Raw genomic sequence first — 24,729 nt, forward strand, 5'->3', positions numbered from 1 at the left:
GTGATTTATGAGAAAAGGCAAAGAAATTTATACTGGACTCTATGCGTTCGGCGATGTGAAGTCAAATTCATTGTGCGGAGGCGTGTCAGCGGTTATTAAAATCCCAGAATATAGCAATGAAATAATGTTTTTTATTAATAATTCTCATGCTTGCGAGGCGGCTGCCATTGATAATGCGATGAGCTATAGGTTTAGCATGGAAGAGTTGGAGAGTATTCAGAGGGCTATTGAGAAAATATTAAATGATGTTCGGAATCTAAAATCTTTATCGCGTAGAAACCTTCTCCGTGATGAAGCATATAGAGATCCGAGCCAAAATGAGAAGGTGGAGTAAGCAGTTTCAAGAGAAGAACGCTGAAATTCTAAGTCCCCCGAGTTACAGAGCCGCGACCCGCAGGAGGTCAGGTCTTGTATTGACACATCGCTCGACGAAGCATGTTGCAAAGCAAGACCTGACTCTAAGGTTTCATGAGGCGTGAATGTGCCCGTTTCGCTTGACGGATGATTATATTGCTTTTCACACAATACTCTCGGATGGATTTATCTGTGTGGGATGCTTCGTGAGGCGACCTCCGGTTTTAATATGTATGGGTTATATATGATATTGGGAAGTGAGCCCTATTGCATAGATATAAGATTATTTAAAGAGGCGCCGTAATGAACATGCCGGATCGGGTCGACTGGTTGATGGCGTGCGTATGAAACCTCTCGATAGAAATATTACTTAGTCGTCCATGAACAAAGCGGAGCGGTTTGTGCGGCAAGGTGGCGGGGCCGAAATGGTGTTGAGAGATTTGCAAGGCACAGGCATATTGGTGTGAGTTTCCTGCAAGTTCCGACGAGGTTTGAATGGGTCCGAAGACGCCGGTGCCAGAGGGAGACTGCTTCCGCCAGCTGCTACGTGAGCAGATCAACCTGAAGCATCCGCTGGTTCGCCGGTCCGGCCTGATCGACTGGGATCGGCTTGGTGTGGCAATGAGCGCGAGTTTCGTCTCGCACTAAGGTCGGCCGGCGACCTCGCCTCGGCTGATCGCGGGGCTGCTGTACTTGCAGACCAAACCGCCTATCGATCCGTCGAGCCTGACGCGCTGACGCAAGCGGTTGGGTGAGGCCGGCGTTGAAGAACTGCTGGCCGAGACGATTGAAGCAGCCAAACGGGTCCACGTCATCAAGAGCGTCAACTCGATGGCGTCGCGGAACAAAGTCGGGCGGCTCTGGAAGACTTGATTGGCCGCACGAAGCGAAATCTGTCGCAGAAGCAAAAGGACAAGAACAAGCTGTACGCGGTGCACGCGCCGGAAGTCGAGTGCCTGGCGAAAGGTAAGGCGCGCAAGCCATACGAATTTGGTGTGAAGGTGTCGATCACGACGACGCACAAGGAAGGCTTGGTGGTCGGCGCCCGCTCGATGCCGGGCAACACGTACGACGGGCACACACTGGGCGAAGCGTTGGAACAGGCAGCGATCCTGAGTGACGTCCAACCGGAGATCGCCGTCGTTGACCGCGGCTACAAGGGCGTCGCCGTCGATGGCGTGAAGGTCTATCTCCCGGGTTTGAGACGCGGCATCACGCGAGGCTTGCGGGCGATGATTCGGCGGCGCAGCGCGATTGAGCCGGCCATCGGCCATATGAAGGCGGACGGCAAACTTGATCGCGACTGGCTCAAGGGCGCGCTGGGCGATGCGATCCATGCGGTGCTGTTGTGGCGCAGGCCACAAGCTGCGGATGATCCTGAGGCAGCTACGGCTTTTTTACGCCCTGATTCTCATCGCTTGGTTCGGGCTCAAATCCGTTCCGCTATCGGCGGCATGACTTCATCAGCGCACCAATACGAGTTGTTCAGGGCCGGACCAATTAGCAGTATCAGGACGGGATACGCGATCAATGCGGCAAAAGCGGACTGCATCCCAATCTTTTTGGACACCGTTTCGGGCAGGAGATCGCGATCGACATCGCGAAGCGATCGCGCCACGCAGGCAAGCCGAGCGCGCACGCAACCGCAACCGCTCGTCGCTCGTCGCTCGTCGCGCTCAACCAATGGTTCGACAGCACTTTCGAAAACGCCCGACCCTCCTCGAGTTCCGGCGAATGCCACGCATGCTCGCAGCACTCACGCCGAAGGACATACGGCCCACGACACCTCACGTGCGATCGACGGCTTGCCGTCGCGCCGATGCGTTCAGCCCATCGCGCGCCCCGCCTGACGAGCGAGTCCGTCATATGACGCCACCGCTAAACAACCTGCTCCCCCCCATCGACAGTCATCGACGCCCCCGTCACAAACCCATTCACCATACAAGCGATCACCACCCCCGCCACATGCTCGGCCCGCCCGATCCGCCTCCCCGGCAGCTTCGCCGCGTGCCCCGCAAAAAACGCCGCGCGCCGCGCCGGATCGAGCGCGTTCCACAGCGGCGTATCGAGCAACCCCGGAACCACGGTATTCACCCGTCTCGGCGCAAGCTCGACCGCCAGCGCCCGCGCGATGCCTTCGATCGCGCACTGCGACGACGTGAACAGCGATTTCCCCGCCACCGGCTTGCGGCTCAGCGATCCCGTGACGAACGTGATCGATCCCGTCTCGGCGAGATGCGCGAGCGTTTCCTTGACGACGACGAGCGACGACCAGAACAGGCTGTCCCAGTGCCGTTTCAGCGTGACGAGATCGTCCGCGATCGAATGCGGCGCGATGTCGTGAGCGACGCTCAAGCAAAGATGATCGATACGCCCGATGCGCTCGGCAAGCCGCCGAACGTCGCGCGGCTCGCGTACGTCGGCCGCCTCGGCGATCGCGCCCGCGCCGACGATCGCCACCGCGCGATCGAGGCGCGCGCGATCCCGACCGACGATGATTGCTTGCGCGCCGAGCCGCGTCGCCTCGCGCGCGAGCGCGAGCCCCACGCCGCTCGATCCGCCGACGATCAGCACGCGCTGGCCGTCAAGTGAATAGATGCCGTTCGAATGCGTCGCGCCCATGATGACCTCGTCGCCGTTTCATCGATCGTCGCGCCACGAATGGATCGGCTCGAAGCCGAACAATCGCTTCGCATGTTCCGGCGCGAAGAAACTGCCGCATTCGCGCAGCCGCGCCGGCACCGGCGCGCCGGGGAAGCGCAGCTCGAACAGCGCATCGATCGGCTGGGCCATCACGGTGTCGCGCGCGGACACGAACACGTTATGCACGCCTCGCGGCCGCGTTTCGACCGCGAGACGGCATGCGCGGGCGAGATCGCGCGCGTCGATGTACGACCACAGATGCCAGCGGCGCAGCTGCGGATCGCCGTGATACTTCGCATAGTGCGGATAATCGGCCGGGTCCTCGATCACGGGCGCGCGCAGGCCGACGATCGACATGTGTTCGCCGCAAAAAAAGTCGGCCATCTGCTCGGTGACGATCTTCGACAGCGCGTACGTGGAGCCCGCGCGCGCGGGCGAATCTTCCGTCACGGGCACGTCGATCTCGCCCGACGGATCGAACAGGTCGTCGACGACCGCGGCGCTCGACAGCCACACGACCGAGCGGATGCCGAGCAGGCGCGCCGCCTGGAACACGTTGTAGTTGACGGTCAGGTTGTCGCTGAACGTCTTGCCCGGCGGGAACATGCCGGGCAGCGACACGTTCGCGAGATGGACGATCGCATCCGCGCGCTCGAACGATTCGACCACTTGCCCGAGGTCGCGCAGATCGGCCTTCATCGAAGGCAGGTGCCCGAGCGCGCTCGATACGACGGTGGCCTTCACATCGACGCCGAGCGTGTCGTAGCCGTGCGCGGCGAATTCGCGCACGACGAACGCGCCGGCCTTGCCGGCGGAACCCGTGATGACGATCCTTGTCATGCTCGCCTCCAAAAATCGTTAAAGTAAGGATTTCGATGTGTCGCGGCCGCCCGAGCGCGGTCGCGCTTCGTCGGCACACACGCTGCGCGGCCTCGCGCTTCGCAGCCGCACGGAGGAACCATGGTTCGACCATCCGTCGAAGCGGCGCTCGAACAGACACTGTTGCTGGCGGTGCCGGCGATGACGGCGATGTTTCGCGATCCGTGGTGCGTGATCGGCAGCGCGGCGCTCGCGCTGTACGGCGTCGACGTCGCGCCGAAGGACATCGATGTGCTGACGAGCGTGCGCGACGCCGACGCCGCGATCGCGCATTGGGCCGCGTCGCGCCGCGCCGAATTCCGTCCGGCCGACGGCGCGCGTTTCCGGTCCCGCTTCGCGCGATTCGGCTTCGCGCCGCTCGACGTCGAAGTGATGGGCCGCCTCGAAGTCAACGACGGCCGTGCGTGGCGCGAGGTCGTCGTCGATTCGATGCGGTACGTCGCCGTCGCGAACGTGAAAGTGCCGGTGCCGTCGCCGCTCGCGCTCGAACGCATGCTGACGCTGTTCGGCCGGCGCAAGGATCTCGAGCGCGCGGCGTTGCTGAGGCTGCGCTTCGATGCGTTGCGCGAATAGTCGACGCTCGCGCCGATATGGCCAAAACGAGCGAAGCCCCCGAAGCGCTCGAAACGACCGCCACGAGCGAAACGACTCGATCGACCGAATCGGCCGCGATGTCGCCGCATCGCGTGCAACGGCGGACGGCGCGCGCCGTCCCGCGGCGGCGTCGTCGCCGCGCGCCGCTTCCGATCGCGAGCGTACTGCGCGCAATCCGTTCAAGTTTCAGCCTCGATGCGCAGCACCGCCTCGGCGATCTTCGCGAGCGTGGCGGCGGCGGGCTGCATGCCGGCGAGCACGAATGCGTGCGTCACCGCGTTGTCCGGATCGAGCCCTTCCGCCCAGTTGCAGTTCGCGCAGATGAGCGCATACGGAATCTCCATCTGTCTGCACAGCACGAGCTCCGCACCCGCGGTCATGCCGAGCACGCGGTTGCGCCGGCCCTGATAGACGTGGCGGTACGTCTCGACTTCGGCCACGCTTTCAAACGCGTCGCCGCCCGACTGGATGTACAGCCCCTGCATCAGCAGCTTCGCGCCGACCTTGTCGGCCGCGAGCGCGAAGTTCGCGCGCAGCCGCGCGTCGAACGGTTCGCGCATCGACGGATGCACGTGTTTCGCAACATTGCCGAAGCTGTGCGAGACGCTCGACAGGCCGCGTGCGTAGTCGTCGGGCGCGAGAAACACGTTGTCGGCGGCGAGCGGCAGATCGAGGTCGATCGCGCCCACCGAATTGAATGCGTAGACGGCTTGCACGCCGAGTTCGTGCAGGTGCCAGATGTGCGCTTCGTGTCCGAGCTCGGCGACGAGCTCGGACGGGCTGCGGTCGGGAATCTCGAGCGTCGGGCCGTGCCGAGGCAGGACGATCGCCTCGATGCCGCCGATCCGGCCTGTCGTGTAATGCAGCACCGCGCCGCTGCGCCGGCCGAACGTGACCCGCACGTTCTCGATCGTCTCGCGGTTGCCGAGGAATGCGTCGAGGCCGCGGGCGAGACCGGTGCCCGCGATGATGGCGATGCGCTTCGAGTGTGACATGCGCGACTCCTGTCGGGTGATGGAGGGCGTTACCCGTCGCGCCCTCCGATAAGCGGCGGCGCGTCGCGCGCCCCGTCGTCGATGAGGGCGCCCGCACCGTCGGGCGGCGCGCGCGCGCGATCGGGATCGGTTCGCCACGCGAGCGACAGATGCGACGTGTCGCCGAGCGGACCGAGCGCCACGCCGCCGCCGTCGCGCACGATCAGCGAAACCGAGCATGCGTGAATGTCGGCGATCTGCCGGAAGCGCGACAGCGGCGTCGCGCCGTAGAACGACGCGAGCAGCCGGATCGGCGATTTGTGCGTGACGAGCGCGACGTCGTCGAACATGCCGATCGCGTCGCGCACCGCCGACATCACGCGCGCGAGCACCGCGAATCCGGTTTCTCCGCCGGGCGGCGCGTGGATCGCCGGATCGTCGATCCAACGCCGGTACGCCGGCTCGTCGCGCACGTCGTCGGGCACGCGCCCTTCCCACGCGCCGAACGACAGTTCGCGCAGCCGTTCGTCGACGAGAATCGACACGGAGTTCGCGTCGGCGATGTGGCGCGCGGTCTGTCGCGCGCGCAGCGACGGCGACGTCACGACGACGGCGATGCCGCGCAGCGCCGGATGTCGCGACGCTTCGATCGCCATCCGGTGCCCGAGCGCCGTGAGCGCCGGGTCGCGCGCGCCGCAGAAGCGCCCGTCCAGCGTGTCCGGCGTCTGGCCATGACGGATCAGGATCAGGCGGTAGCGATCGTGCACGGGCTTGCTCCTCCGGCGGCGCGCGACTACGGACTTCGCTCGGCGGCGAGCGCGCGGGCGACGTGCGCGGCGAGCGCCGCGGCCGCGCCGGCTGCTCGCGTGCTCAGCAGCTCGCCGTATACGCGGATGCCGCCTTCCGTCGTGGACGGCCGCAGCAGCAGCCATTCGCCGCTGTCGAACGAAAACTTGATGCCGTCGACAGTCGTGATGCGCGCCGTGCGTGCGTCGAAGCCGCATCGTTCGAGTGCGCGCCGGCCCGCGTCGCGCAGTTGCGTGTCGGTGGCGTCGCCGTTCACGTGCGATTCATGCCAGTCGAAGCGGCCGTAGCGATGTCGCAGGTCAGCGACGAGCGCTGCGAGAGACTGGCCGCTCGTCGCCAGCAGGTCGGCGAGGAGCGCGACAGCGCCGAACGGATCGCGATCGACGCCGAATTCGGCGAACGCGAGATCGCCGACGCTGCCGCCGCCTGCGTCGATGCGGCCTTCGACGAGCAGCGGCGACAGATGCTTGAAGCCGACCGGCTGCTCGATGACGGGGCGGCTCCACCGCGCGCACAGCCGCTGCACGAGCGCGCCCGTTGCCGCCGTGACGGCGACGCCGCGCTCCGGATGGCCGTATCGCCGCCGATGCCGGTGCGCGAGCAGCAGTGCGAACAATTCGTGCGGCTCGACCGTGCGCCCGTCGCTGTCGATCGCATAGACGCGGTCGCCGTCGCCGTCGACGACGAGGCCGAGGTCGGCATGTTCGGCGCATACCGCCTCGGCCGCGCGTCGCCGGCTCGCGGGCAGCGACGGATCGGGCGCGACGCCGCCGAAATCAGCGGACGGCGCGCAGCCGAGCGGCGTCGCCGACCAGCGCAGCGCGTCGCAAAGATGCAGCATCGCGCTGCCCGCGATGCCGCTGAGCCCGTCGACGACGACGCGCAGCGGCAGATCCGGCGTCGCCGGCAAGCGCGACAGCACGTGCGCGATGTGCCGGTCGATCCACGGAGACGCGTCGCATGCTTCGAAGATCGCATCGTCGAGACCGCCGGCATCGTCCGCGCGCGCTTCGTCGGCTTGGTCGAATGGCTCGCCGGAAGGCTCGCCGAATGGCGCGTCGCCCGCGGCGCGCTCCGAATCGTCGAATAGCGCATCCGCGCGCCGTTCGAGCTCGGCGTCGAGCGGGCAGCCTGGGCGGCCCTTCGCCTTTACGCCGTTCCATTCGGGTGGGTTGTGGCTCGCGGTGACGAGCAGCGCGAGCTCGGCGTCGCCCGCGCCGACGAGGTACGACGCGGTCGGCGTCGGCAGATGTTCGACGATGCGCACGGCGCGCGCGCCCGCGTCGCTCGCCGCGCGCACGATCAGTCGCGCGGCGCGGCGTCCGAGGCGGCGGCAGTCGTAACCGACGACGACGCGCGGGCCGCCGCCGTCGTGCGCACGCACGGCGGTCACGATCGTCGCGGCGAGCCTCGCCGCGCGCTCGGGCGTGAACGTGCTTCCGATGAGACCGCGCCAGCCGTCAGCGCTTCGCCGCATGCGCATGAGCGGGCTCCTGGGCGCGCGGCGGCGCGGACCTGTATCGCGGGCCGTCGAGTGGGCCGTCGAGCGTCGCGTCGAGCAGCGCGTCGAGCGTCGGCAGGCCGTCGCGTGCGCCGCGCGTGCCGACCGCGCATGCGCCGCTCGCGTTGCCGAGCCGCAGGCGGTCGGCCGCGTCGAGGCCGGCGAGCCGCGCGAGCAGGTAAGCCGACGCGAACGCGTCGCCTGCGCCCGTCGGATCGACGACTTCACACGGATGCGCAGGCGCGCGCGTCTCGATGCCGCGATGGCGGGACAGCGCGCCGTGCTCGCCGAGCGTGACGACGACGTCGACCGCATCGAGCATGTCGAACACGTGATCGCCCTGATCGCGCAGATGCGCGAACTCGCGCGCGTTGCAGAACACGACGTCGCATTGCGGGAGGAGCGTCAAGGCGACCGGATCGCGCGAGTACATCCCGGACGGCGTCCAGCACAGCGCCGCGGCCGCACGGCGCGCGCGCACGAGCGCGACCGTCTGCACGAGCGCGTCGACGCTCGGATCGAACAGCATGACCGCATCGCAGCGCGCGACGCCGGACAGCGCGGCGCGCACATCGTCGGCGACGAGCGACTCGTTCGCGCCGCGATCGAGCAGCATGTAGTTGCAGCGCTCGGGGCCGAGCACGGGGATGATCGCGCGGCCGGTGTGCGCGTGCGCGATGCGCCGCACGAAGCGCGTGTCGACGCCGCGCCGGTCGAGGTCGGCGAGCAGCCTCTCGCCGTCGGCGTCGTCGCCGACAGCCGCGACGATCGATACGGCCAGGCCGAGCGCCGACAGCGCGGACGCGCAGTTGCCCGCGTGCCCGCCCGGCAGCGTGATCGCCCGCACGGGCAGCGAGTCGCCTTCGCATGGCGACACGTCGCTGTACAGCAGCAGATCGACGTTCAGCGAGCCGACGACGAGCACGCTCGCGTGCTGCGCGACGCGCGGCAGCACCGCCCGCTGGCTGCGGGGATCGGCCTGTTTGGCTGCAGCGTCGCGCGATGCGGGCGCGTTGGTGCGGCTAGCCACGTCCGCCGTCCTCGCCGATCACGGCGATGCCGCTGATTTCGACGACACAGCCCGCCTCGGCGAGCGACGCGACCTGTACGAGCGTGCTCGCGGGCGGCGGCGTGCCGAGCACGCGGTTGCGGATCGCGGACACCACTGGAAAATCGGCGATGTCGCGCAGATAGATCACGACGTTGACGAGCGCCGAAAGATCGCCGCCCGCCGCGTCGAGGATGCGCGCGAGGCGCTCGAACACGATCTCGGTCTGCGCGCCCGCGTCGCCGGGCGCGAGCACGGCGCCGTCGGCGTCGGTCGCGACCTGGCCGCTGATGAAGAGGAGGCGCTGCCCCGCGCCGATCGGCACGGACACGGCGGGCGAATACTTGCCGATCGGCCGCGAGTGGCCGGCGGGATGAATGCCTGTGAAGATCGTCACGCTGGGTTTCCTCCCGGGAAAGGGCCGAAGCTGGATGCGAACGCGGTGACGCGCAGCTCGCGGATTTCGATATGAGGCGGGCCGTCGAATAGATCCGCGACGATCGTCGCGATGTCGGCCGCGTCGAGCGCGCCGGGACGGCTGCCGGGCGCGGCCGACGCGTGGCCGCCCTGGAAATGCGTGTCGATGCGGCTCGGCAGCACGGCGGTCATCCGGACGCCGCGCTCGCGCAGCTCCTGTCGCGCAATCTCGAAGAGCTGATAGAAGCCCGCCTTCGACGCGCAATACGCGCCCCGCTCGGCGAACGGCCACACGCTCGCGTCGGACATCATGCCGACGATCAGCGGATGGCGCGCCTCGAGCAGTGGGACGCACGCCTTCAGCGTGTGGAACGCGCCGTCGAGATTGGTGCGCAGCGTGCGGCTCCATTCGTCGGACGCCGTATCGGCGATGCACGCCCACCGGCCGCATCCCGCGTTGACGACGACGCCCGCGAGCGCCACGTCCTGCGCGTGCAGCGCGCGGCCCGCCGCCTCGACGGCGGCGGCGTCGCCGACGTCGACGGCCGCCGTGTGGACACGGCATCCGGCCGCGCCGAGGCGTTGCGCGATCGCGTCGAGGTCGGACGCGGATCGAGCCCATAGTGCGAGGTCGTAGCCGCGCTGCGCGAGCGTTTCGGCGATCGCGAGGCCGACGCCGCGGCTCGCGCCCGTCACGAGGACGGTGCCGCGCCGCGCGCTCATGCGGTCGCCTCCAAAAGCCGCGCGGCGGCCGCGCCGCGACCCGGCCGCAACTCCATCCGGGCCGCCACCGGTGCGACTGCGTACGGCGCAAAATCGGCGAGTAGCTGGAACGCGAGATCGGTCGCTTTCGTCGAAGGCGACGCATCGCCGCCGACCGACCACAGGCGTCCGTCCGCGATGAGGCCCGCGGCAGGCTCGACGGACGGCGCGACGTCGCGCAGCCATTGCTGCTTGTCGTGATGGATCGCGAGCCGTCGTCCGTTCGCGATGCCGGCCGCTGCCACGAGCAGCGCGCCCGAGCACACTACGTAGATCGCCGCGCCGCGCATATGCGCGCGTGCCAGCAGCGTGGCGAGCGACGAGTGCCGGGCCGCGGCCGCCGCACCGCGTCCGCCCGGCACGACGATCGCGTGCGCGTGATCGAGCGTGTCGAGCGGCGCGCCGCAGCTCAGGTCGATACCGCACGAAGTCGTGATGACGCGCGACGCCGCCGCGATCGCGACGCGCAGCGGCGCGGCGCCGTCCGGCGCGGTCACGGCCGACGCCTTCGCGAGCAGGGCATGCACACCGAACAGATCGAGCGCGTCGACGCCGTCGTACGCGAGCAGAATGACGTCGATCGTCGCCGCTGCGCAGCCGCCAGGGCGTTCGATGCCGCGTTTCGGATGCGCCATCGTCATGCTCTCAAGCGGCGGACGCGTCGAGTGCGCGAAAGCTCGCGTCGATGCTTTGGGGCGTGATCTTGTCGTGTCCGCCGACGGGTGACTTCAGCAGCTTCGCGGCCGCGGCCGGAAAGCCGGCGAGCTTCGCGCGGCGCGATGCGGCGGCGATCCGGATCAGATCGATGATGACACCCGCGGCATTGCTCGAATCCTGGACCTTCAGCTTCAGATCGAGCTGTACCGGCGTGCCGCCCCAGCCGACGCCCTCGATGTTCACGATCGCAACCTTGTTGTCCTTCAGCTGCCCGATATAGCCGGCCGACGGGATGATCTCGACGCGAGATGTATCGACGCCGTCCTGCGCGAGCGCATTGAGCTTCGACTGCTGTTTGCTCGCGCCGCGCTCGCGCAGGTTGCGAAAGTCCTCGTTGCCGCCGAAGTTCAGTTGATACGAGCTCTGCAGCGTGATGCCGCGATCGCTCAGCAGTCCGAGCAGCGCGCGATGCACGACCGACGTGCCGAAGTGGCTCGCCAGATCGTCGCCCACGAGCGGCACGCCGGCCGCCTGATAGGCGTCGAGCAACGCGGGCGTGCGCGCGACGAGCTCCGGCGTGCAGTTGACGAACGCCACGCCGGCGGCGAGCGCCGCGCGCGCATACGCTTCGGCCGCCCATTGCAAGCCGGTCGGCAGAGAATAGAGCAGTACTTCGGCTTCGCTTTCGCGCAGGCGGCGCACGACGTGCTTGAATGCGTCGTCGTCGTCGCGGGTGGTCTCGGCCGTCAAGCCCTGATCCACCGGGAACGGGATGGCCGGCAGCGGTGCGCCGAGCATCGGATAGTTGTTCGGCGGCGCGAGCACGGCCGCGTCGAACGGGCGGCCGACCTTGTTCGGATGGACGTCGAATGCGGCGACGAACTCGACGTCGCTTACGCCGATGCCGCCGATGCGCGGCCGCTTGATGCCGACGAATTCGCGCTCGTCGACACCCTGGTCGCGAAGCGCCCGATAGTATTCGATGCCTTGGAACAGTGCCGATATGTTGTTACCCACGCCGGCAACTGCGAGACGAATGCGCTGAGCCATGTCTCGGTCTCCTCGTAACGTACGTGTGTCTATTGAATCGGATCGTTTGCCGAAATGTTGCGGAATGCAATCGATAAACTGATTCCGTTCTATATTTACGGTTTAATAGAAAATTGAGCGGCGAAACGGAAGGTGGCAGTTTTTATTGATGAGTTGATTTTTTGGTGGAACACAACTCTTCAATATTAGTCGCCGGAATTGGATTATCAAGGCGAGAGGCGATGAGATGCCGGGCGATTGCTTGATGGGACATTCAAGCGGCGTTCCGCCATGTTTTTTAATGAGGGGCGAAACCGTTTAATTTATATTTAATTGAATTGCGAATTTGTCGATTTTATTGCTTGTGATTCGTGCTGTAAATTGCGGCGTGGATTTGTTGATGGATTAAGCAGCTCCGAGCGGCTTCGGAAAACGACCCTCATTGACGGACGGCAGGGTCGTGGCGCCCGGCCGTCGATTGCGACGCGACGCGCGAGGCGTCGTGCGATCGATCAGACCCGCGCGCCGTGGCGGGATCAACACTTGTCGCGAGATCTCCGACGGAAATCAGCCGTGAATCAGGCTGTTCGGGAGTCCGCTTATCCCGGTGCACAGATAACGATTCTTGGCTGCCTTGTACACAAAATTGCGGACAGGTCCTTATCGTTAATCTATCGGCTTGGGGCACGCTCGAGGAATTCCCACAGCCCCCGATCCCCGAAATCTTTGATCGCCGTCTTCGCTCCCGCTTCTCTCAATTTCTCCTCACCCAACGCCGTCAACATCCCGAACGTAAAAATCCCAGCCGAACTCGCCGAGCGCACCCCCGACGCCGAATCCTCGAACGCCACCGCGTCTTCCGCCTTCGCCCCGAGCAACTCCAGCGCGGTCAAATAAGGCAACGGATGCGGCTTCCCATGTTCCAGCTCGCCGCCGATTACAAGCGTGCCGAACCGCTCCGCGAGCCCCAACGCATTGAGCATCATCGTCGCATTCTCGCGCGGCGCATTCGTCACGACCGCGGTCTTCGCGCCAACCCGCTCCGCATACCCGAGAATATCCGCCGTCCCCGCCGTCGGCGTCAGCTTCGCGCCCAGCTGCGCACGAAACAGCTGCTCCTTTTCCGCCGCCAGCTCGGTATATTCCGCCGCCGGCATCCCCGGAAACAACTCCCCGAAAATCAGGTCGTCGGAAAACCCCATCACGTGCGTCTTGTAGTAATCGATATCGATCGACCGATTCCAGCGCGCGAGCAGCGCGTTATACGCATTCAGATGCAACGCGTCGGTATCGACGAGCGTGCCGTCCAGATCGAACAACAGGGTGAGCGCGGTCACTTGGCGGAACTCCTTTCGAAGCGTCATGGTGTCGCATTCGTCATACGGAAGCGAATGCCGCTCAACGCTAACACAATCGGCGGCATCGTGTCGGAATATGTGACCGATGCGGCGAACCCGCTCTCGCAGCCATGAGCCGCGAATTCGCGCATGACGGACAGGCCACACGTATCGCCCTTGCAGGCGGAACCGGATCGGCAGGCCGCGATGATGCTTCGTGCGCCGACGAAGGGCGCCGCGCGCCGCCGCCGCGCGGTGCGTGCGCTACCAGAAGCCGCGGCGCGCATCGCGGGTGAGCAGGGGATCAAATGCGGAATCGAAGCCGCGTGCGAAGCGCCGCGCGCCGACGAACGGCACGTAACGACTGTCGGCATCGCGCGAGGCGCGTGAACGATCGATGCGCTCAGCCTTCCTGCTCCGCCGTCAGCCAGTCGAGCACAAGTGTCGCGAACGCGTCGCTCTCCTCGAGCTCCGGCGAATGCCCCGCATGCTCGAAGCCCGGATGCCGGACCGCGTGCGGTACGTGCTGCGCAATCGACCACTTGCAGCTATGCCGGTGCGTGCGGTCCGCCGCGCCCCACGTGAGCAGCGTCGGCTGCCGGACCTGCACGGCGCGCGGCGCATCGTCGTAGAAGCGCTGCCACAGCGAGCCGAGGCAGCAGAATGCGCCGTGATCGAAGGACGTATCGAGCATCGGTGCGAATTCGCGATAACGGTCTTTCGCCATCGCCTGACGGAACCAGCCGATGCCGATCTTCCGCGCGCCGAACGCGCACGCGCACTGTCCGACGAACGGCGTCGAGAGCAGGCTGCGCGCGTCGACGCGCCGCGCCCATGCGACTTGTTCGTCCCACGCCGGGCTTTGCCAAAGCAGCAGCCTGTCGACGAGCTCCGGCCGCGCCGCCGCGATCTGCAGCGCGATATGCGCCCATACGCACGAGAACGCGAGCAGGTATGGCCCTTCGTTCAGGCTCGCGAGCATCGCCTCGATCGCCGCGCGGTAGTCGTCGAACGAAAACGTGAAACGCCGGTTCGGCACGGAAAAGCCGAAGCCCGGCGGCTCGAAGCAGACGACGCGCGCATGTTGCGCGACGCGCGAGATCAGCCGGTCGAAGTGCTCGACGACGCTCGGCGGATCGCAGACGAACACGATCGTCGGACGTTCGCCCGCGCGCGAGCCGGCGGCGCGCACGCGGATCGTCGCGGTCGGCACGTCGCAAAAGCGCACGTCCGGCCGCGATTGCGCGGCCCAGCCGTGTCTGATCCGCGACGCGCGCGGGCCGAGCCGCAGCGGATCGAGCCACGTCATGCCGATATCGGCGCGCCGTTCGCGAGTGCTCGCGTGCGGCGCGTTCTTCAGGCGTCGCGTGCTCATCGCGATTTACTTCGTTGGCCAGAGAATCATCTGCGTGCAGCGGAACGTCGCGAGCAGCTTGTCCGTTTCGCGGTGCCGGACGGTCGCGTCCCACACCTGCGTCATGCGGCCGGCATGGATCGCGCGCGCCTCGCAGACAATCCCGCCTTCGCGCGCGGTGCCCATGAAATTGCTCTTCAGCTCGAGCGTGCTGAAGCTGGATGCGCCTTCCGGCAGGCTCGCGAGGCATCCGTAGCCGCACGCGGTGTCGGCGAGGCCGACGATCGTCCCCGCATGCAGGATGCCGTGCGCGAGCACGGCCTTGCGTATCGTCAGTTCGGCGCGCACGTAGTGTTTCTCGACCTGATTGACGACGATGCCGAGCAGGCCCGGCAGATAGTCGGCGCCGAACCGGTTGAAGTAGTCCGCATCCAGTTTTTCTTGCATGCCGCGTTCCTCGTCAGTTGTTCCGGATCTCGTTCGGCGTGCCGAGCTGCGCGCGCCACTGGGTGATGACCGGCAGCGTGTCGTTGAGAAACAGTTCGCGACAGGCGTGCCGCTGGATCTTTCCGCTCGTCGTCTTCGGTATCGCCGACGGCGGCGTGAAGACGATGTTGTGCACCGCGATGCCGTGCTGCAGAGTGATTGCCCGACGCAGCCGGCCGAACAGCGCGTCGGGCGTGAGGCCGACCATTTCGTGGCCGCCGTCGCCGAGCGCCTTCAGGTAGCGGGCCCGCAACTCGCGCACGACGATCACTTGCGGCGTCGCCTCGGTATCGAGCGCGAACACCGCGCATCCGCCGGGGCGGAACAGCTCGACGTCGAGCTCCTCGATCGTCGCCTCGACGTCGTGCGGATAATGATTCGCGCCGCGAATCAGCATCATGTCCTTCAGACGTCCCGTGACGAAAACCCCGGCCCCCGACCGATAGCCGTAGTCGCCGGTGCGCAGGAACCGCCCGTCGTAGCCGGGCAGTTCGTTTTCGAAGGTCTGTGCGCTCAGCTCGCGATTGTTCCAGTAGCCGAGCGCGACGCTTGGCCCCTGCGCCCAGATTTCGCCGACCCGGCCATCATCGCATGGAACGCGCGTGTCGGGATCGACGATCAGCACCACGCTGTCGCCGGCCGCGTCGCCGCATCCGATTGCCGTGTTCGCGCGCGCGTGCCGCTCGTCGCCGGTGCCGTCGGCGTCGTCGGCTGCGCGCGTCGGCTGCGCGCCGCGCGGCGCGCACGCGACGACGGGCGGCTGCGATTTCAGTCCGCCCGTCATGAACAGCGTGTGCTCGGCGAGGCCGTAGCACGGATAGAACGCGCGTTCGTCGAAGCCGCAGCGCGCGAAGCGTTGCGCGAACGCCTGCAGCGTGGCGGGCCGAATCGGTTCCGCGCCGACGAACGCGACGCTCCATGAGCGCAGGTCGAGCTTGTCGAAATCGGCATCGGCGATGCGCATCGTCGCGAGCATCTGATACGCGAAATTCGGTCCGCCGCTCGTCGTCGCGCGCCGCTCGCCGATCGTGCGCAGCCAGCGCAGCGGGTGCTTCAGGAAGTCGACGTGCGACATCAGCGTGACCGGAAAACCGGCGTAGAGCGGCTGCAGGATGCCGCCGATCAGGCCCATGTCGTGGTACGGCGGCAGCCAGATCGCGCCGCGGCTGTTCGCGTCGTGCTCGAAGCGGCTCGCGATGAGGGCGGAGTTGTGCAGCAGGTTGCGGTGGCCGATCATCACGCCTTTCGGCGCGCCGGTCGAGCCGGACGTGTATTGCAGGTAGACGGGCGTCCGGTGATCGACGGCGCGCGGCGCGCGGCGCGCGCCGTCGTCGAGCAGCGTGTCGACCGTGAGCCAGCGCAGGCCGTCGAGCGCGGGCGAACCGGTTTCGACGCGATTCGCGCTGTCGCGCCCGGACGTCGTCGACAGGATCGCGGCCGGCGCGCAGTCCGCGACGATGCCGATCAACCGCCGCAGCGTGCGTTCCGCTTGCGCGGGCTCGACCGGATACGCGGGCACCGCGACGACGCCCGCATACATGCAGCCGAACAGCGCGACGATGTAGTCGATGCCCGGCGGAAACAGGAGCAGCACGCGATCCCCCGGCCGGGCGACTTCCGCCAGCGCCGCCGCGACGGCGCCCGCGCGCCGGTCCAGGTCCGCGCAAGTCAGATGCCGCTCGTCGCGATCGCCGCCCGTGACGAACGTATAGACGCGCAGGTCCGGCTGATGCGCGGCGCGATGTTGCGCGAGCTCGACGAAATCGGCGAACGCGCCGGCGGCGTTCGCGCCGGTGGGCGCCGAATGATTCGCATGCTTCATCGTGTCGGCCCCGTGGTCGGTCCGGCCGCGAGCAAGTCGGCCGATGCGCGCTCGCCTGCGTTCGCGTGCGCACTCACGCCCATGCCCATGCCGACGCTCGCACTCGCATCGCCGCCGAACAGCGCGCAGGCGTTGTCCCACAGAACCTTGCGCAGCACGTCGGCCGGCAGGTAGCGCTTCAGCTGCTCGATTTCGAAATCCCATTCGTACGGAATGAGCGGAAAGTCGCTGCCGTACAGGAAGCGGTTCGGGTGGTCGCGCATCTGCGGCACCAGTTGCTCGAGCGCGGGCTTCCATCGCGCGGGCAGGTGCGGATGCGCGCCGTGCGGATAGCGCGCTTCGTGCAGCGGCCTGACGTCGGGCACGATCTCGCCCGTCGCCGCGCGATGCCCGCCGAACGCCATTGCGGTATCGAAATGCAGGTTCGGAAATTCGTCGAGCAGATCGACGTACTCCTGAACTTCGTCATAACCGATGTGCGGGACGATCACCTTCAGGTGCGGCGTGCGCCGCATCGCGCGCCGAAAGCGCTCGACGTTGCAGACGCCGCGAATTTCGTCCATGTTCGCGTTGTTCTTCGCGACCGCGCCCGAATGCAGGTTCAGCACTTTTCCGCGCTCGGCGAGCGCTTCGAAAATCGGCGCGAGCGCGTCGTCGTCCGGCGCGATCTTCAGCAAGCGGCAATGGATCTTGAGGCCGGCGAAGCCGAGCTCGTCGAGCACGCGAACCGCCTCGCGCACGCAATCGCGATCGTGCGGATGCACGGTGCCGAACGGCACGAGAAACGCCGGATGCCGCGACGCCAGTTGCGCGACGAAGTCGTTGAGAAACGGCGCGATGCCGGGCTGCGCCGCATAGCAGATGCCGGCCGCGCGCGCGACGCCGTGCGACTTCAGGAAAACGATCGATTGCTCGGCGAGCAGCGCGTAGCGAATCTTCCAGGCGTCGCGCTCGTAGTTCTTCCAGACGAGCTTCGTCACGACGTCGGGCAGCACGTGTATGCGCGCATCGAAGATCTTGAGTGCCGTCATCGGGAGATCCGGTCGGTTTCGATGGAAGGAAAACGCGGGTCACGCATCGTCGCGCCGTGCGTTCGCGAGCCGCCGGCGGATCGCGTCGTGATCGGGATGCTGAACGTCCCACACGAGCCCGAGCCGCTCGAGCAGCGCGATCAGCGATCCGGTCACGTCGATCTGCCATCGATCGAAGCGCATGCTCGCGTACTGCGGAAACGCATGATGGTTGTTGTGCCAGCCCGCGCCGAGCGTCAGGATCGCGAGCCACCATGCGTTGCGGCTCTGATCGCGGCCGCGAAACGGCCGGTTGCCGCCGAGCGAATGGCCGATCGAATTGACCGCCCAGATCGCGTTCGTCGCGAGAAAGATCCGCGCGGTGCCGCCCCACAGCAGGCCGAGCAGCGCGCTCTTCCACGACGGATCGAGCAGCCCGCCGAGCGCGGCGGGCAGCAGCAGGCCGAGCAGCAGCCAGTAATCGTACGCGAGATGGATGCGCAGCAGCGCCGGGTCCCGGTACATGTCGTTCGCGTACCGGCGCCAGCCAGCCGGGCGCGCGGACGACGGATCGAACAGCCAGCCGACGTGGCCGTGCAGAATGCCCTTCGCGCGGCCGACGAAACCGCGTCCGCCGAGTTGCGGCGTATGCGGATCGCCAGGCCGGTCGGCGTTCGCATGATGCAGCCGATGGATCGCGACCCACCACATGAGCGGCCCCATATATGCGAGCGAGCCGAGGACCGCGAGCGCGATCTTCACCGACGGCGCGGCCTTGAACGTGCGATGCGCGAAGTAGCGATGCAGCGCGAGCTCCATGCCGAGGATATTGAGCACGTAGAAGAGCGCGAGCATCGCGATGTCCTGCGCGCGCGGGGCGAGGCCGAATCCGGCCCAGAGCGCGATCGCGGCGGCCGTGCCGATCGCCGGTATCGCTGCGACGCCCAGATGGCGCGCGGACGACGCGCGCGACAGATGCCCGGATGCGCGATCGCCGGGCGTGGGCGGGATTGCCGGATCGGTCGCCGACGCCGCGCGATGCGGCGTCTTCGCGCAGCCGGCGCTGTCGGTGGGCGCGTTTTTCATGCGACGGCCGCCCGATGCCGGGAGCCGGCTTGAATCCGGTTCGGCTCGATGCGCCGGAACGTGATCCGGTAGAGCACGAACGCGCCGAGATCGAACGAATAGCTCATCGTCCGGTAAAGCCGCTCGTAGCGCTCGATCACGTCGGGCGGCGCGAGCTCGAGCGCCTCGCGGCGATGCGCGCGCAGGTTCTCGAACCACGCGCGCATCGTCTTCACGTAGTCGTGGCGATCGTTGCGAACGAGTTCCACTTCGAACAGCATTTCGGATGCCAGAACGATATCCGCGAGATACGGCAGATCCGATTCCGGAAAGACTTCGCGCGCGATGAAGAGATCGGAGTGCCGGCGGTCGCGGGGCACGTCGCCGTAGCCCATCGTCTGCAGCGACAGCCGGCCGCCCGGCTTCAGGAAGCCGTGGCATTTCGTGAAGAAGTGCCGATAGGCTTCGACCTTGTCTTCGTCGATCTTCGCGAAGTGTTCGAATGCGCCGAGCGAGATGATCCCGTCGAACGGCCGGTCGGGTTCGTAGTCCTGCCAGTTCCGCAACTGCACGTCGATGCCCGGATGCCGGTATTGCTCGCCGATGTAGCGGAGCTGCTCGTTCGACAGCGTGAGCCCGACCGCCTCCTTCACGCCGGCGGTCGTCACGAGCCGGTCGAGCAGCGCGCCCCAGCCGCAGCCGATGTCGAGCACGCGCGCCGCGCCGCGCGCCCGGATCTGCGCGATGTGATAGTCGAGCTTGCGGATTTGCGCCTGCTCGTGCGTATCGCCTTCCTCGAACATCGCGCACGAGTAGTTGCGGCCGCGTTCCTGCGCGAGCGCGAGGAACGCGTTGCCGATGTCGTAGTGGTATTGGATCGCGTCGGCGGACGCGCCGTACGGCGCGCCGCGATTCGGCGCGCCGGTTTCGCGGTTCTCGGGCCGGATGGTCATCGTTCGGTTTCCTATCGCTTGGCCGACAGATCGGCGAGCGCCCGCGCGAGCGAGTCGATCGTCGGATATTGATAGGGCAGGCTCGGGGACAGCTCGAAGCCGAGATAGTCTTCGAGATCGCCGACCATCCTCATCGCGTCGGCCGAATCGAGGCCGTACTCGACGAACTGCTTGTTCACGTCGATCGCGCTGCTGTCGGTGCGCAGCCTGGCTGCGACGTAGCCGGTCATCCAGCCGGCGATTTCCTCGTGGGTTCTTGCGTCGAATTCCACTGCGTTCAGGGTGGCGCTCTTCATTTTCCGGGCTCCCGTCGAGAGTCGTTCATGGGGCGATGCGCTTCTTTGCAATCAGTTCGTCGTTGGGGCGATTCACGTCGTGGACGAGGTGCAGGCGTTCCAGCACGCGCACGAACAGCCCGCCCGGATCGATCTGCCACCAATGCAGCCCGGTGAAGGCGGACGCGGGAAACGCGTGATGGTTGTTGTGCCAGCCTTGGCCGAATGTCGGGATCGCGAGCAGCAGGCTGTTGCGGCTGCGGTCGTGCGCGGTCGTGTGGAAGTCGCGCCGGCCGATCACGTGGCACAGCGAATTCAGCGCCCAGATGCAATGGCTGACCGCGAAGATTCGCACCATGTCGCCCCACAGGAAGCCGAGCAGCACGCCCGTCCACGAGCGCGACGCGAGCCCGCAGATCAGCGGCGGCAGCGCGAGGCCGATCGCGACCCAGCGGTAGTACGCCATGTGCTGCCTGAAGACGAGCGGGTCCTGATAGAGGTCGGGTACGTATTTCTCCCATCCCGCCGGCCGTGTCGACTCGCCGACGAAGAGCCACCCGATGTGGCTGTGATAGAGGCCCTTGAGCCGGCCGCCGGCACCGTCGCCCGACAGATGCGGCGAATGGGGATCGCCTTTGCCGTCGCTCGTCGAATGATGGCGGCGATGCGTCGACGCCCACCAGTTGACGGGGCCGTGCGCGCCCATCGAGCCGAGTGCGATCAGCGCGGTCCGCACCCACGGCTTCGCCTTGAACGCCTTGTGCGTCACGTGGCGATGAAAGCCGACTTCGAGGCCCAGCGCGGTCGCGAAATAGAACACGGCGAACACGGTCCATTCGGCGGCGCCCGGCGCGTGACCGCCGATCCATAGCGCGATCGCGGCGGCCGTGCCCAATGCGGGCAGCAGCGTGACGGCGGCGGCGATGCGGCGATCGAGACGGGCGGCGGAGCGGGGCGGGAACCGTGCCGGGCGAGCCGAGCCATGCGAACCGGAAGAAAAAGACGCGGGAATCGCGCTTCCGGTCGCACCCTCGGGCTGGCTCGCCTCGCTTGAAGACGGAGGCTGGCCGGAACTCATCGGATATCTCTCAGTAAATTGTTTGGTACATATTTCATTGACGACATTCGAAACTCAATATGAATTTTCCTATCGTCAATGCTGAAGTGTTTGGTATGCGGAAAGTGATTTTTCGAGGCGTTATTTGGATTCGAATGCGTCAATCGGATAAACGTCGGCGGAAACCGTTTCCAGCGTCTCGCGCGCTTTCTAGTCCTCGGTTCGTCGTTTCGCTTCGGTGAATGCTGGATAGGTCTGGATTTGACGCCGATGACGATACGGCGGCCGTCAAACGGGTTTCGGAAGCGGTTCCTGAAAATCGAGGAAATACTCGGTGAACGAATTGCCGGAATGTTGTCGCGATGCAGATTGAGTCAGCTTGCCTGAGTCGGACTGAATTTAAATAAGCGGCGATAAAAAATAAGGATTTGATTCACGCGATATCGAACGGGCGCTATTCCGATTCGATGACGGATCGAGCGGACCGAACAGGCTGAACGGGCTGAACGGAGCCGATGGCGCGACGCCCGGCGTGCCGCCGCGCGCGTCGACGCGTTCGGGCTGTCGGGCGCTTTTCGATCGGGGTTGAATCGGCCGCACGCGATGTCGGCCTGCCGCGGTATGGTGCGGGTTTTGCCTTGCGTCGTCGATCGTCGCCGCGGGCGATGAAAATCGCGCCGGCCTTCGGGTTATCGCGCGGCGGAGAATCCGCGCCCGAACTGCTTTCGATACGCGCCCGGCGAAATCGAATAAGCGGCGGTGAAATGCTGCCGCAGCGACACGGTCGACCCGAATCCGGCGATCTCCGCGATGCGCTCGATCGTCTTGTCGCTCGTCTCGAGCAGCCGCTGCGCGGCCGTCAGCCGATGATTCAGCAGCCATTGCGAGACGGTCGTGCCGGTCTTCGTCTTGAAGCGCCGCGTGAAGGTGCGCCGGCTCATGCCCGCGCGCGCAGCGAGCGCGTCGAGGCACAGCGGCTGTTCGAGATGCTCGATCGCCCAATCGAGCGCCGCGCTGAGCGGATCGCCCGCCGTCGCCTTCGGCAGCGGCTGCTCGATGTACTGCGCTTGCCCGCCGTGGCGGTGCGGCGCGACGACCATCCGGCGCGCGACGCGGTTTGCGATGTCCGCGCCGTGATCGCGGCGCAGCAGATGCAGGCAACAGTCGATCGCCGCCGCGGTGCCCGCCGACGTGAGCACGTCGCCGTCGTCGATGTACAGCACCTTCCGGTCGAGCCTGATCTTCGGGTACTTCTGCGCGAAGTCGTCGCCCCACACCCAATGCGTCGCGGCGGTGCGGCCGTCCAGCAGGCCGGCTTCCGCGAGGATGAACGTGCCGAGGCACAGGCCCGCGATCCGCGCGCCGCGCCGATGCGCGGACCGCAGCGCGTTCAGCAGCGCCTCGGGCGGCCGTTCGTCCGGGTCGCGCCACGCGGGCACGATCACCGTATCCGCAGCGGCCAGCACCGACAGATCGTGCGGCACGTCGATGCTGAAGCCCGACATCGTCGGCACGAGCCCCGGCTTTTCGGCGCAGATCAGCAGGCGGTAGCGCGGCACGCCGAGCCGCGCGAGGTCGTCGCCGAACACGATGCACGGCACCGACAAGTGAAACGGGCTGATGCCTTCGAACGCGATGACCGCGACGGTATGCATGACGGATGAGACGGCAGTCCAAAAAGGTGGCCCGATCCTATCACATGTTGTCTCGAAGGCCACTTTCGCGGTGCGGCCCGCATCCGGATACTTGCGCCTGTCTTGCCGCCGCGGAGGCGAGACGCGCAGCGACGGACGATGGGCGTGCGTCGCGTTTCATTCACCAGGACTTTCACGATGAGCCATCCCACCATTCGCACCTTGGCCGGCGCGAGCGCTCCGCAGGCGATCGAGGCCGTGAGCACCGCGCTGCTGGTGATCGATTTCCAGAACGAATATTTCAGCGGCAAGATGCCGATCCCGGACGGCGCGCGCGCGCTGCGCAACACGCAGCGGCTCGTCGAGCATGCGGACCGCGCAGGCATTCGCGTGTTTCACATTCAGCACGTGGCGCCCGCGGGCAGCCCGGTGTTCGCCGAGGACGGCGACGGCGTGCGCTTCCACGCGCAGTTGCAACCTGCGGCGAACCATCAGGTGCTGAGGAAATCGTCCGTCAGCGCGTTTCCGACGACCGACCTCGACGCGCGCCTGAAGGCGGCCGGCATCGAGACGCTGATCATCGCGGGCCTGATGACGCATGCGTGCGTTGCGGGGGCGGCGCGCGACGCCGTGCCGCTCGGCTACGACGTGATCGTCGTCGACGATGCGTGCGCGACGCGCAATCTCGATCGCGCGGACGGCAGCGTGCTGCCGCATGCGGATTTGCATCGCGCGGCGCTCGCGACCGTCGACGACACGTTCGGCGAAGTGATGACGACCGACGACGTGTTGACGCTGCCGCTCGCGTAACACGGGGCGCGGCCGGCTTCGGCCGGCGGCGCGAGGGACCACCGAAAAACGAAAATCGTCGCCGTGCGGCGGGGCGTGCCACCCGCGCCGCGCAGGCCGACGTGACAACGAAGTTTGACCCGGAGCGTTCGCGATCGCCCGACGGGGCATTACCAGAACGAAAGGAACGCTCCGTTTTTTCAATAAGAAAGAAGGCAAGAAAATGAATCACAAGTCGTTCTCGAGAATCGATGCTCACGATCTGGAGATGGTCGCGTTCGGCTCGAACCCGCGCGTACGGGCGCGCGACGCAGTGTTCGCCGTCGACAACGCGATGCGGCAGAACTACGCGGCGCTGAAGGCGAAGCTCACGTCGCATCTGAGCCCCGTCATCGTCGTCAACAACGATTACCGCGGCGGGCAGTACACGCTGATCCACGAAGGCCGGCGCGAGACGCTCGAGCCGGTGTCGCCGGTGTTCGAACTGGTGAAATCGATCAGCCACACGCCGCTCGGCATCTACGTGATCATCGCGCCGTATCTGAAGCAGCCCGAAGCGATCGAATGGGTGCGGCCGCTCGAGGCGTTCGGCGAGACGCTGAAGAACGCGCTGCGGCACCTCGACGCCGCCGAGTTTCCGACCGATGCGCGAGCGGCGAGCGCGCGCATTCTCGAAGGCGGGATTCACTTCATCGCGCAATCGGTCGTCGAAGGGCGCTTCAGCATCGAGAGCTACGAGCGGTTCTCCGCGAGCGTCGCCGATGCGATCAAGGTCAACATGCAGTGCGCGGCGCAAGCGCAGGTGGCGGGCGTCGAGGCGTTGATCAAACGCTGGAAGGCGGAGCTCGGCGACGACGAATGGAAGAAGGTGTACACGGTCGTGCTGTCGATCTGGACGACGTCGGTGCGCAACCAGAACACGATCATCCTGCGGCGCCTGATGGACCGAAAGAACGTCGACACGCACCTGATCGACATCGCGACGGCGGAGACGCCCGCCGATCCGGTCGCGGTCGCGCTCGACAATCTCGCGCGGATCGTGCAGGACAACATCGCGGCCGAGATGGTGTTCCCGACCGATCCGGTGCTGGCGGATTCGCTCAAGGGGACAGAGGATCTGTTGTCGAATGCGATCGGCAAGCTGATTCGCTGTCCTTATTCGAAGCACTGACCGCCGATGGGGCATGCCTGGGCGTCGAGCGTGCGAAGCCTCGCGAAGCCGATGCTTCCGGAAGCGGAAGCGGCCGAGATCGCGACGCACGCGAAGCGCGTTATGCGTCTC

General features: G+C 66.4%; 24 protein-coding genes and 1 pseudogene. 5 read left to right on the forward strand and 20 right to left on the reverse strand.

The window, feature by feature from the left end:
- Positions 1-7 precede the first annotated feature (7 nt).
- Together X946_RS33520 and X946_RS30690 are read left to right on the forward strand one after the other, a co-directional pair.
- Entirely contained in the window at positions 8-334 is a 327-nt protein-coding gene (locus tag X946_RS33520; protein WP_152611664.1) for a hypothetical protein, read from the forward strand.
- A 515-nt stretch (positions 335-849) separates the two neighbouring features.
- Positions 850-1,812: pseudogene (locus X946_RS30690) on the forward strand (transposase).
- A 420-nt stretch (positions 1,813-2,232) separates the two neighbouring features.
- On the opposite strand, the gene X946_RS09215 reads toward X946_RS30690, so the two are convergent.
- Positions 2,233-2,976, reverse strand: coding sequence for an SDR family oxidoreductase (locus tag X946_RS09215; protein ID WP_052145040.1), 744 nt, complete (start codon positions 2,974-2,976; stop codon positions 2,233-2,235).
- An 18-nt stretch (positions 2,977-2,994) separates the two neighbouring features.
- Positions 2,995-3,837, reverse strand: a complete 843-nt coding sequence (locus X946_RS09220) for an NAD-dependent epimerase/dehydratase family protein (RefSeq protein ID WP_038746317.1) — start codon at positions 3,835-3,837, stop codon at positions 2,995-2,997.
- 120 nt (positions 3,838-3,957) lie between these two features.
- Here X946_RS09220 and X946_RS09225 point away from each other — a divergent pair, with 120 nt between their 5' ends.
- Positions 3,958-4,449, forward strand: coding sequence for a hypothetical protein (locus tag X946_RS09225; protein ID WP_038746067.1), 492 nt, complete (start codon positions 3,958-3,960; stop codon positions 4,447-4,449).
- A 200-nt stretch (positions 4,450-4,649) separates the two neighbouring features.
- Here the strand turns inward: X946_RS09225 and X946_RS09230 are convergent, their stop codons facing one another.
- The 18 genes from X946_RS09230 to X946_RS09320 form a co-directional block, all read right to left on the reverse strand.
- Complete coding sequence (locus X946_RS09230; protein ID WP_038746069.1) at positions 4,650-5,465, reverse strand: phosphorylase family protein; 816 nt, start codon at positions 5,463-5,465, stop codon at positions 4,650-4,652.
- A 29-nt stretch (positions 5,466-5,494) separates the two neighbouring features.
- A complete protein-coding gene (locus X946_RS09235) occupies positions 5,495-6,211 on the reverse strand; it encodes a histidine phosphatase family protein (RefSeq protein WP_038746071.1) in 717 nt (238 codons plus the stop codon).
- A gap of 26 nt (positions 6,212-6,237) precedes the next feature.
- The gene (locus tag X946_RS09240; protein ID WP_235364008.1) at positions 6,238-7,728 is read right to left on the reverse strand and encodes a phosphoglucomutase; all 1,491 of its coding nucleotides are present in this window, start codon (positions 7,726-7,728) and stop codon (positions 6,238-6,240) included.
- Positions 7,712-8,782: a carbohydrate kinase family protein gene (locus X946_RS09245; protein ID WP_038746075.1), complete on the reverse strand. Its 1,071-nt coding sequence runs from the start codon at positions 8,780-8,782 to the stop codon at positions 7,712-7,714. The genes X946_RS09240 and X946_RS09245 overlap by 17 nt, the downstream gene beginning before the upstream one ends.
- Positions 8,775-9,197, reverse strand: a complete 423-nt coding sequence (locus X946_RS09250; protein ID WP_038746077.1) for a RidA family protein — start codon at positions 9,195-9,197, stop codon at positions 8,775-8,777. The genes X946_RS09245 and X946_RS09250 overlap by 8 nt, the downstream gene beginning before the upstream one ends.
- A complete protein-coding gene (locus X946_RS09255) occupies positions 9,194-9,940 on the reverse strand; it encodes an SDR family NAD(P)-dependent oxidoreductase (RefSeq protein WP_038746079.1) in 747 nt (248 codons plus the stop codon). Before X946_RS09255 ends, X946_RS09250 begins: the two co-directional genes overlap by 4 nt.
- The gene (locus tag X946_RS09260; RefSeq protein WP_235364009.1) at positions 9,937-10,614 is read right to left on the reverse strand and encodes a DJ-1/PfpI family protein; all 678 of its coding nucleotides are present in this window, start codon (positions 10,612-10,614) and stop codon (positions 9,937-9,939) included. Before X946_RS09260 ends, X946_RS09255 begins: the two co-directional genes overlap by 4 nt.
- A gap of 10 nt (positions 10,615-10,624) precedes the next feature.
- Positions 10,625-11,686, reverse strand: coding sequence for an inositol-3-phosphate synthase (locus X946_RS09265; RefSeq protein ID WP_038746082.1), 1,062 nt, complete (start codon positions 11,684-11,686; stop codon positions 10,625-10,627).
- 650 nt (positions 11,687-12,336) lie between these two features.
- Positions 12,337-13,002 (reverse strand): HAD family hydrolase, encoded by a 666-nt coding sequence (locus tag X946_RS09270; protein ID WP_038746320.1) that lies wholly within the window; start codon positions 13,000-13,002, stop codon positions 12,337-12,339.
- Between the two features lie 403 nt (positions 13,003-13,405).
- Complete coding sequence (locus X946_RS09280) at positions 13,406-14,377, reverse strand: alpha/beta fold hydrolase (RefSeq protein WP_038746086.1); 972 nt, start codon at positions 14,375-14,377, stop codon at positions 13,406-13,408.
- Between the two features lie 6 nt (positions 14,378-14,383).
- Positions 14,384-14,803: a PaaI family thioesterase gene (locus X946_RS09285; protein WP_038746088.1), complete on the reverse strand. Its 420-nt coding sequence runs from the start codon at positions 14,801-14,803 to the stop codon at positions 14,384-14,386.
- 13 nt (positions 14,804-14,816) lie between these two features.
- Positions 14,817-16,664, reverse strand: coding sequence for a fatty acyl-AMP ligase (locus X946_RS09290; protein WP_038746090.1), 1,848 nt, complete (start codon positions 16,662-16,664; stop codon positions 14,817-14,819).
- On the reverse strand, positions 16,661-17,695 hold the full coding sequence (locus X946_RS09295) for an amidohydrolase family protein (protein WP_038746092.1): 1,035 nt from the start codon (positions 17,693-17,695) through the stop codon (positions 16,661-16,663). Before X946_RS09295 ends, X946_RS09290 begins: the two co-directional genes overlap by 4 nt.
- A 39-nt stretch (positions 17,696-17,734) precedes the next feature.
- On the reverse strand, positions 17,735-18,760 hold the full coding sequence (locus X946_RS09300) for an acyl-CoA desaturase (RefSeq protein WP_038746094.1): 1,026 nt from the start codon (positions 18,758-18,760) through the stop codon (positions 17,735-17,737).
- A complete protein-coding gene (locus tag X946_RS09305) occupies positions 18,757-19,692 on the reverse strand; it encodes a class I SAM-dependent methyltransferase (protein WP_038746096.1) in 936 nt (311 codons plus the stop codon). The genes X946_RS09300 and X946_RS09305 overlap by 4 nt, the downstream gene beginning before the upstream one ends.
- An 11-nt stretch (positions 19,693-19,703) precedes the next feature.
- A complete protein-coding gene (locus X946_RS09310; protein WP_038746098.1) occupies positions 19,704-19,988 on the reverse strand; it encodes an acyl carrier protein in 285 nt (94 codons plus the stop codon).
- A gap of 25 nt (positions 19,989-20,013) precedes the next feature.
- On the reverse strand, positions 20,014-21,045 hold the full coding sequence (locus X946_RS09315; RefSeq protein WP_038746100.1) for an acyl-CoA desaturase: 1,032 nt from the start codon (positions 21,043-21,045) through the stop codon (positions 20,014-20,016).
- A 668-nt stretch (positions 21,046-21,713) separates the two neighbouring features.
- Positions 21,714-22,679, reverse strand: coding sequence for a GlxA family transcriptional regulator (locus X946_RS09320; protein ID WP_038746102.1), 966 nt, complete (start codon positions 22,677-22,679; stop codon positions 21,714-21,716).
- 177 nt (positions 22,680-22,856) lie between these two features.
- On the opposite strand from X946_RS09320, the gene X946_RS09325 reads away from it, so the two are divergent.
- A complete protein-coding gene (locus X946_RS09325) occupies positions 22,857-23,468 on the forward strand; it encodes a cysteine hydrolase family protein (protein WP_038746104.1) in 612 nt (203 codons plus the stop codon).
- A 202-nt stretch (positions 23,469-23,670) separates the two neighbouring features.
- Positions 23,671-24,618 carry a hypothetical protein gene (locus X946_RS35050; protein ID WP_038746106.1) on the forward strand — a complete coding sequence of 316 codons (948 nt, stop codon included), beginning with the start codon at positions 23,671-23,673 and terminating at the stop codon, positions 24,616-24,618.
- Positions 24,619-24,729 lie beyond the last annotated feature (111 nt).

The organism is Burkholderia sp. ABCPW 111, assembly GCF_000773065.1.
In the GTDB taxonomy this organism is placed as follows: Bacteria; Pseudomonadota; Gammaproteobacteria; order Burkholderiales; family Burkholderiaceae; genus Burkholderia; species Burkholderia savannae.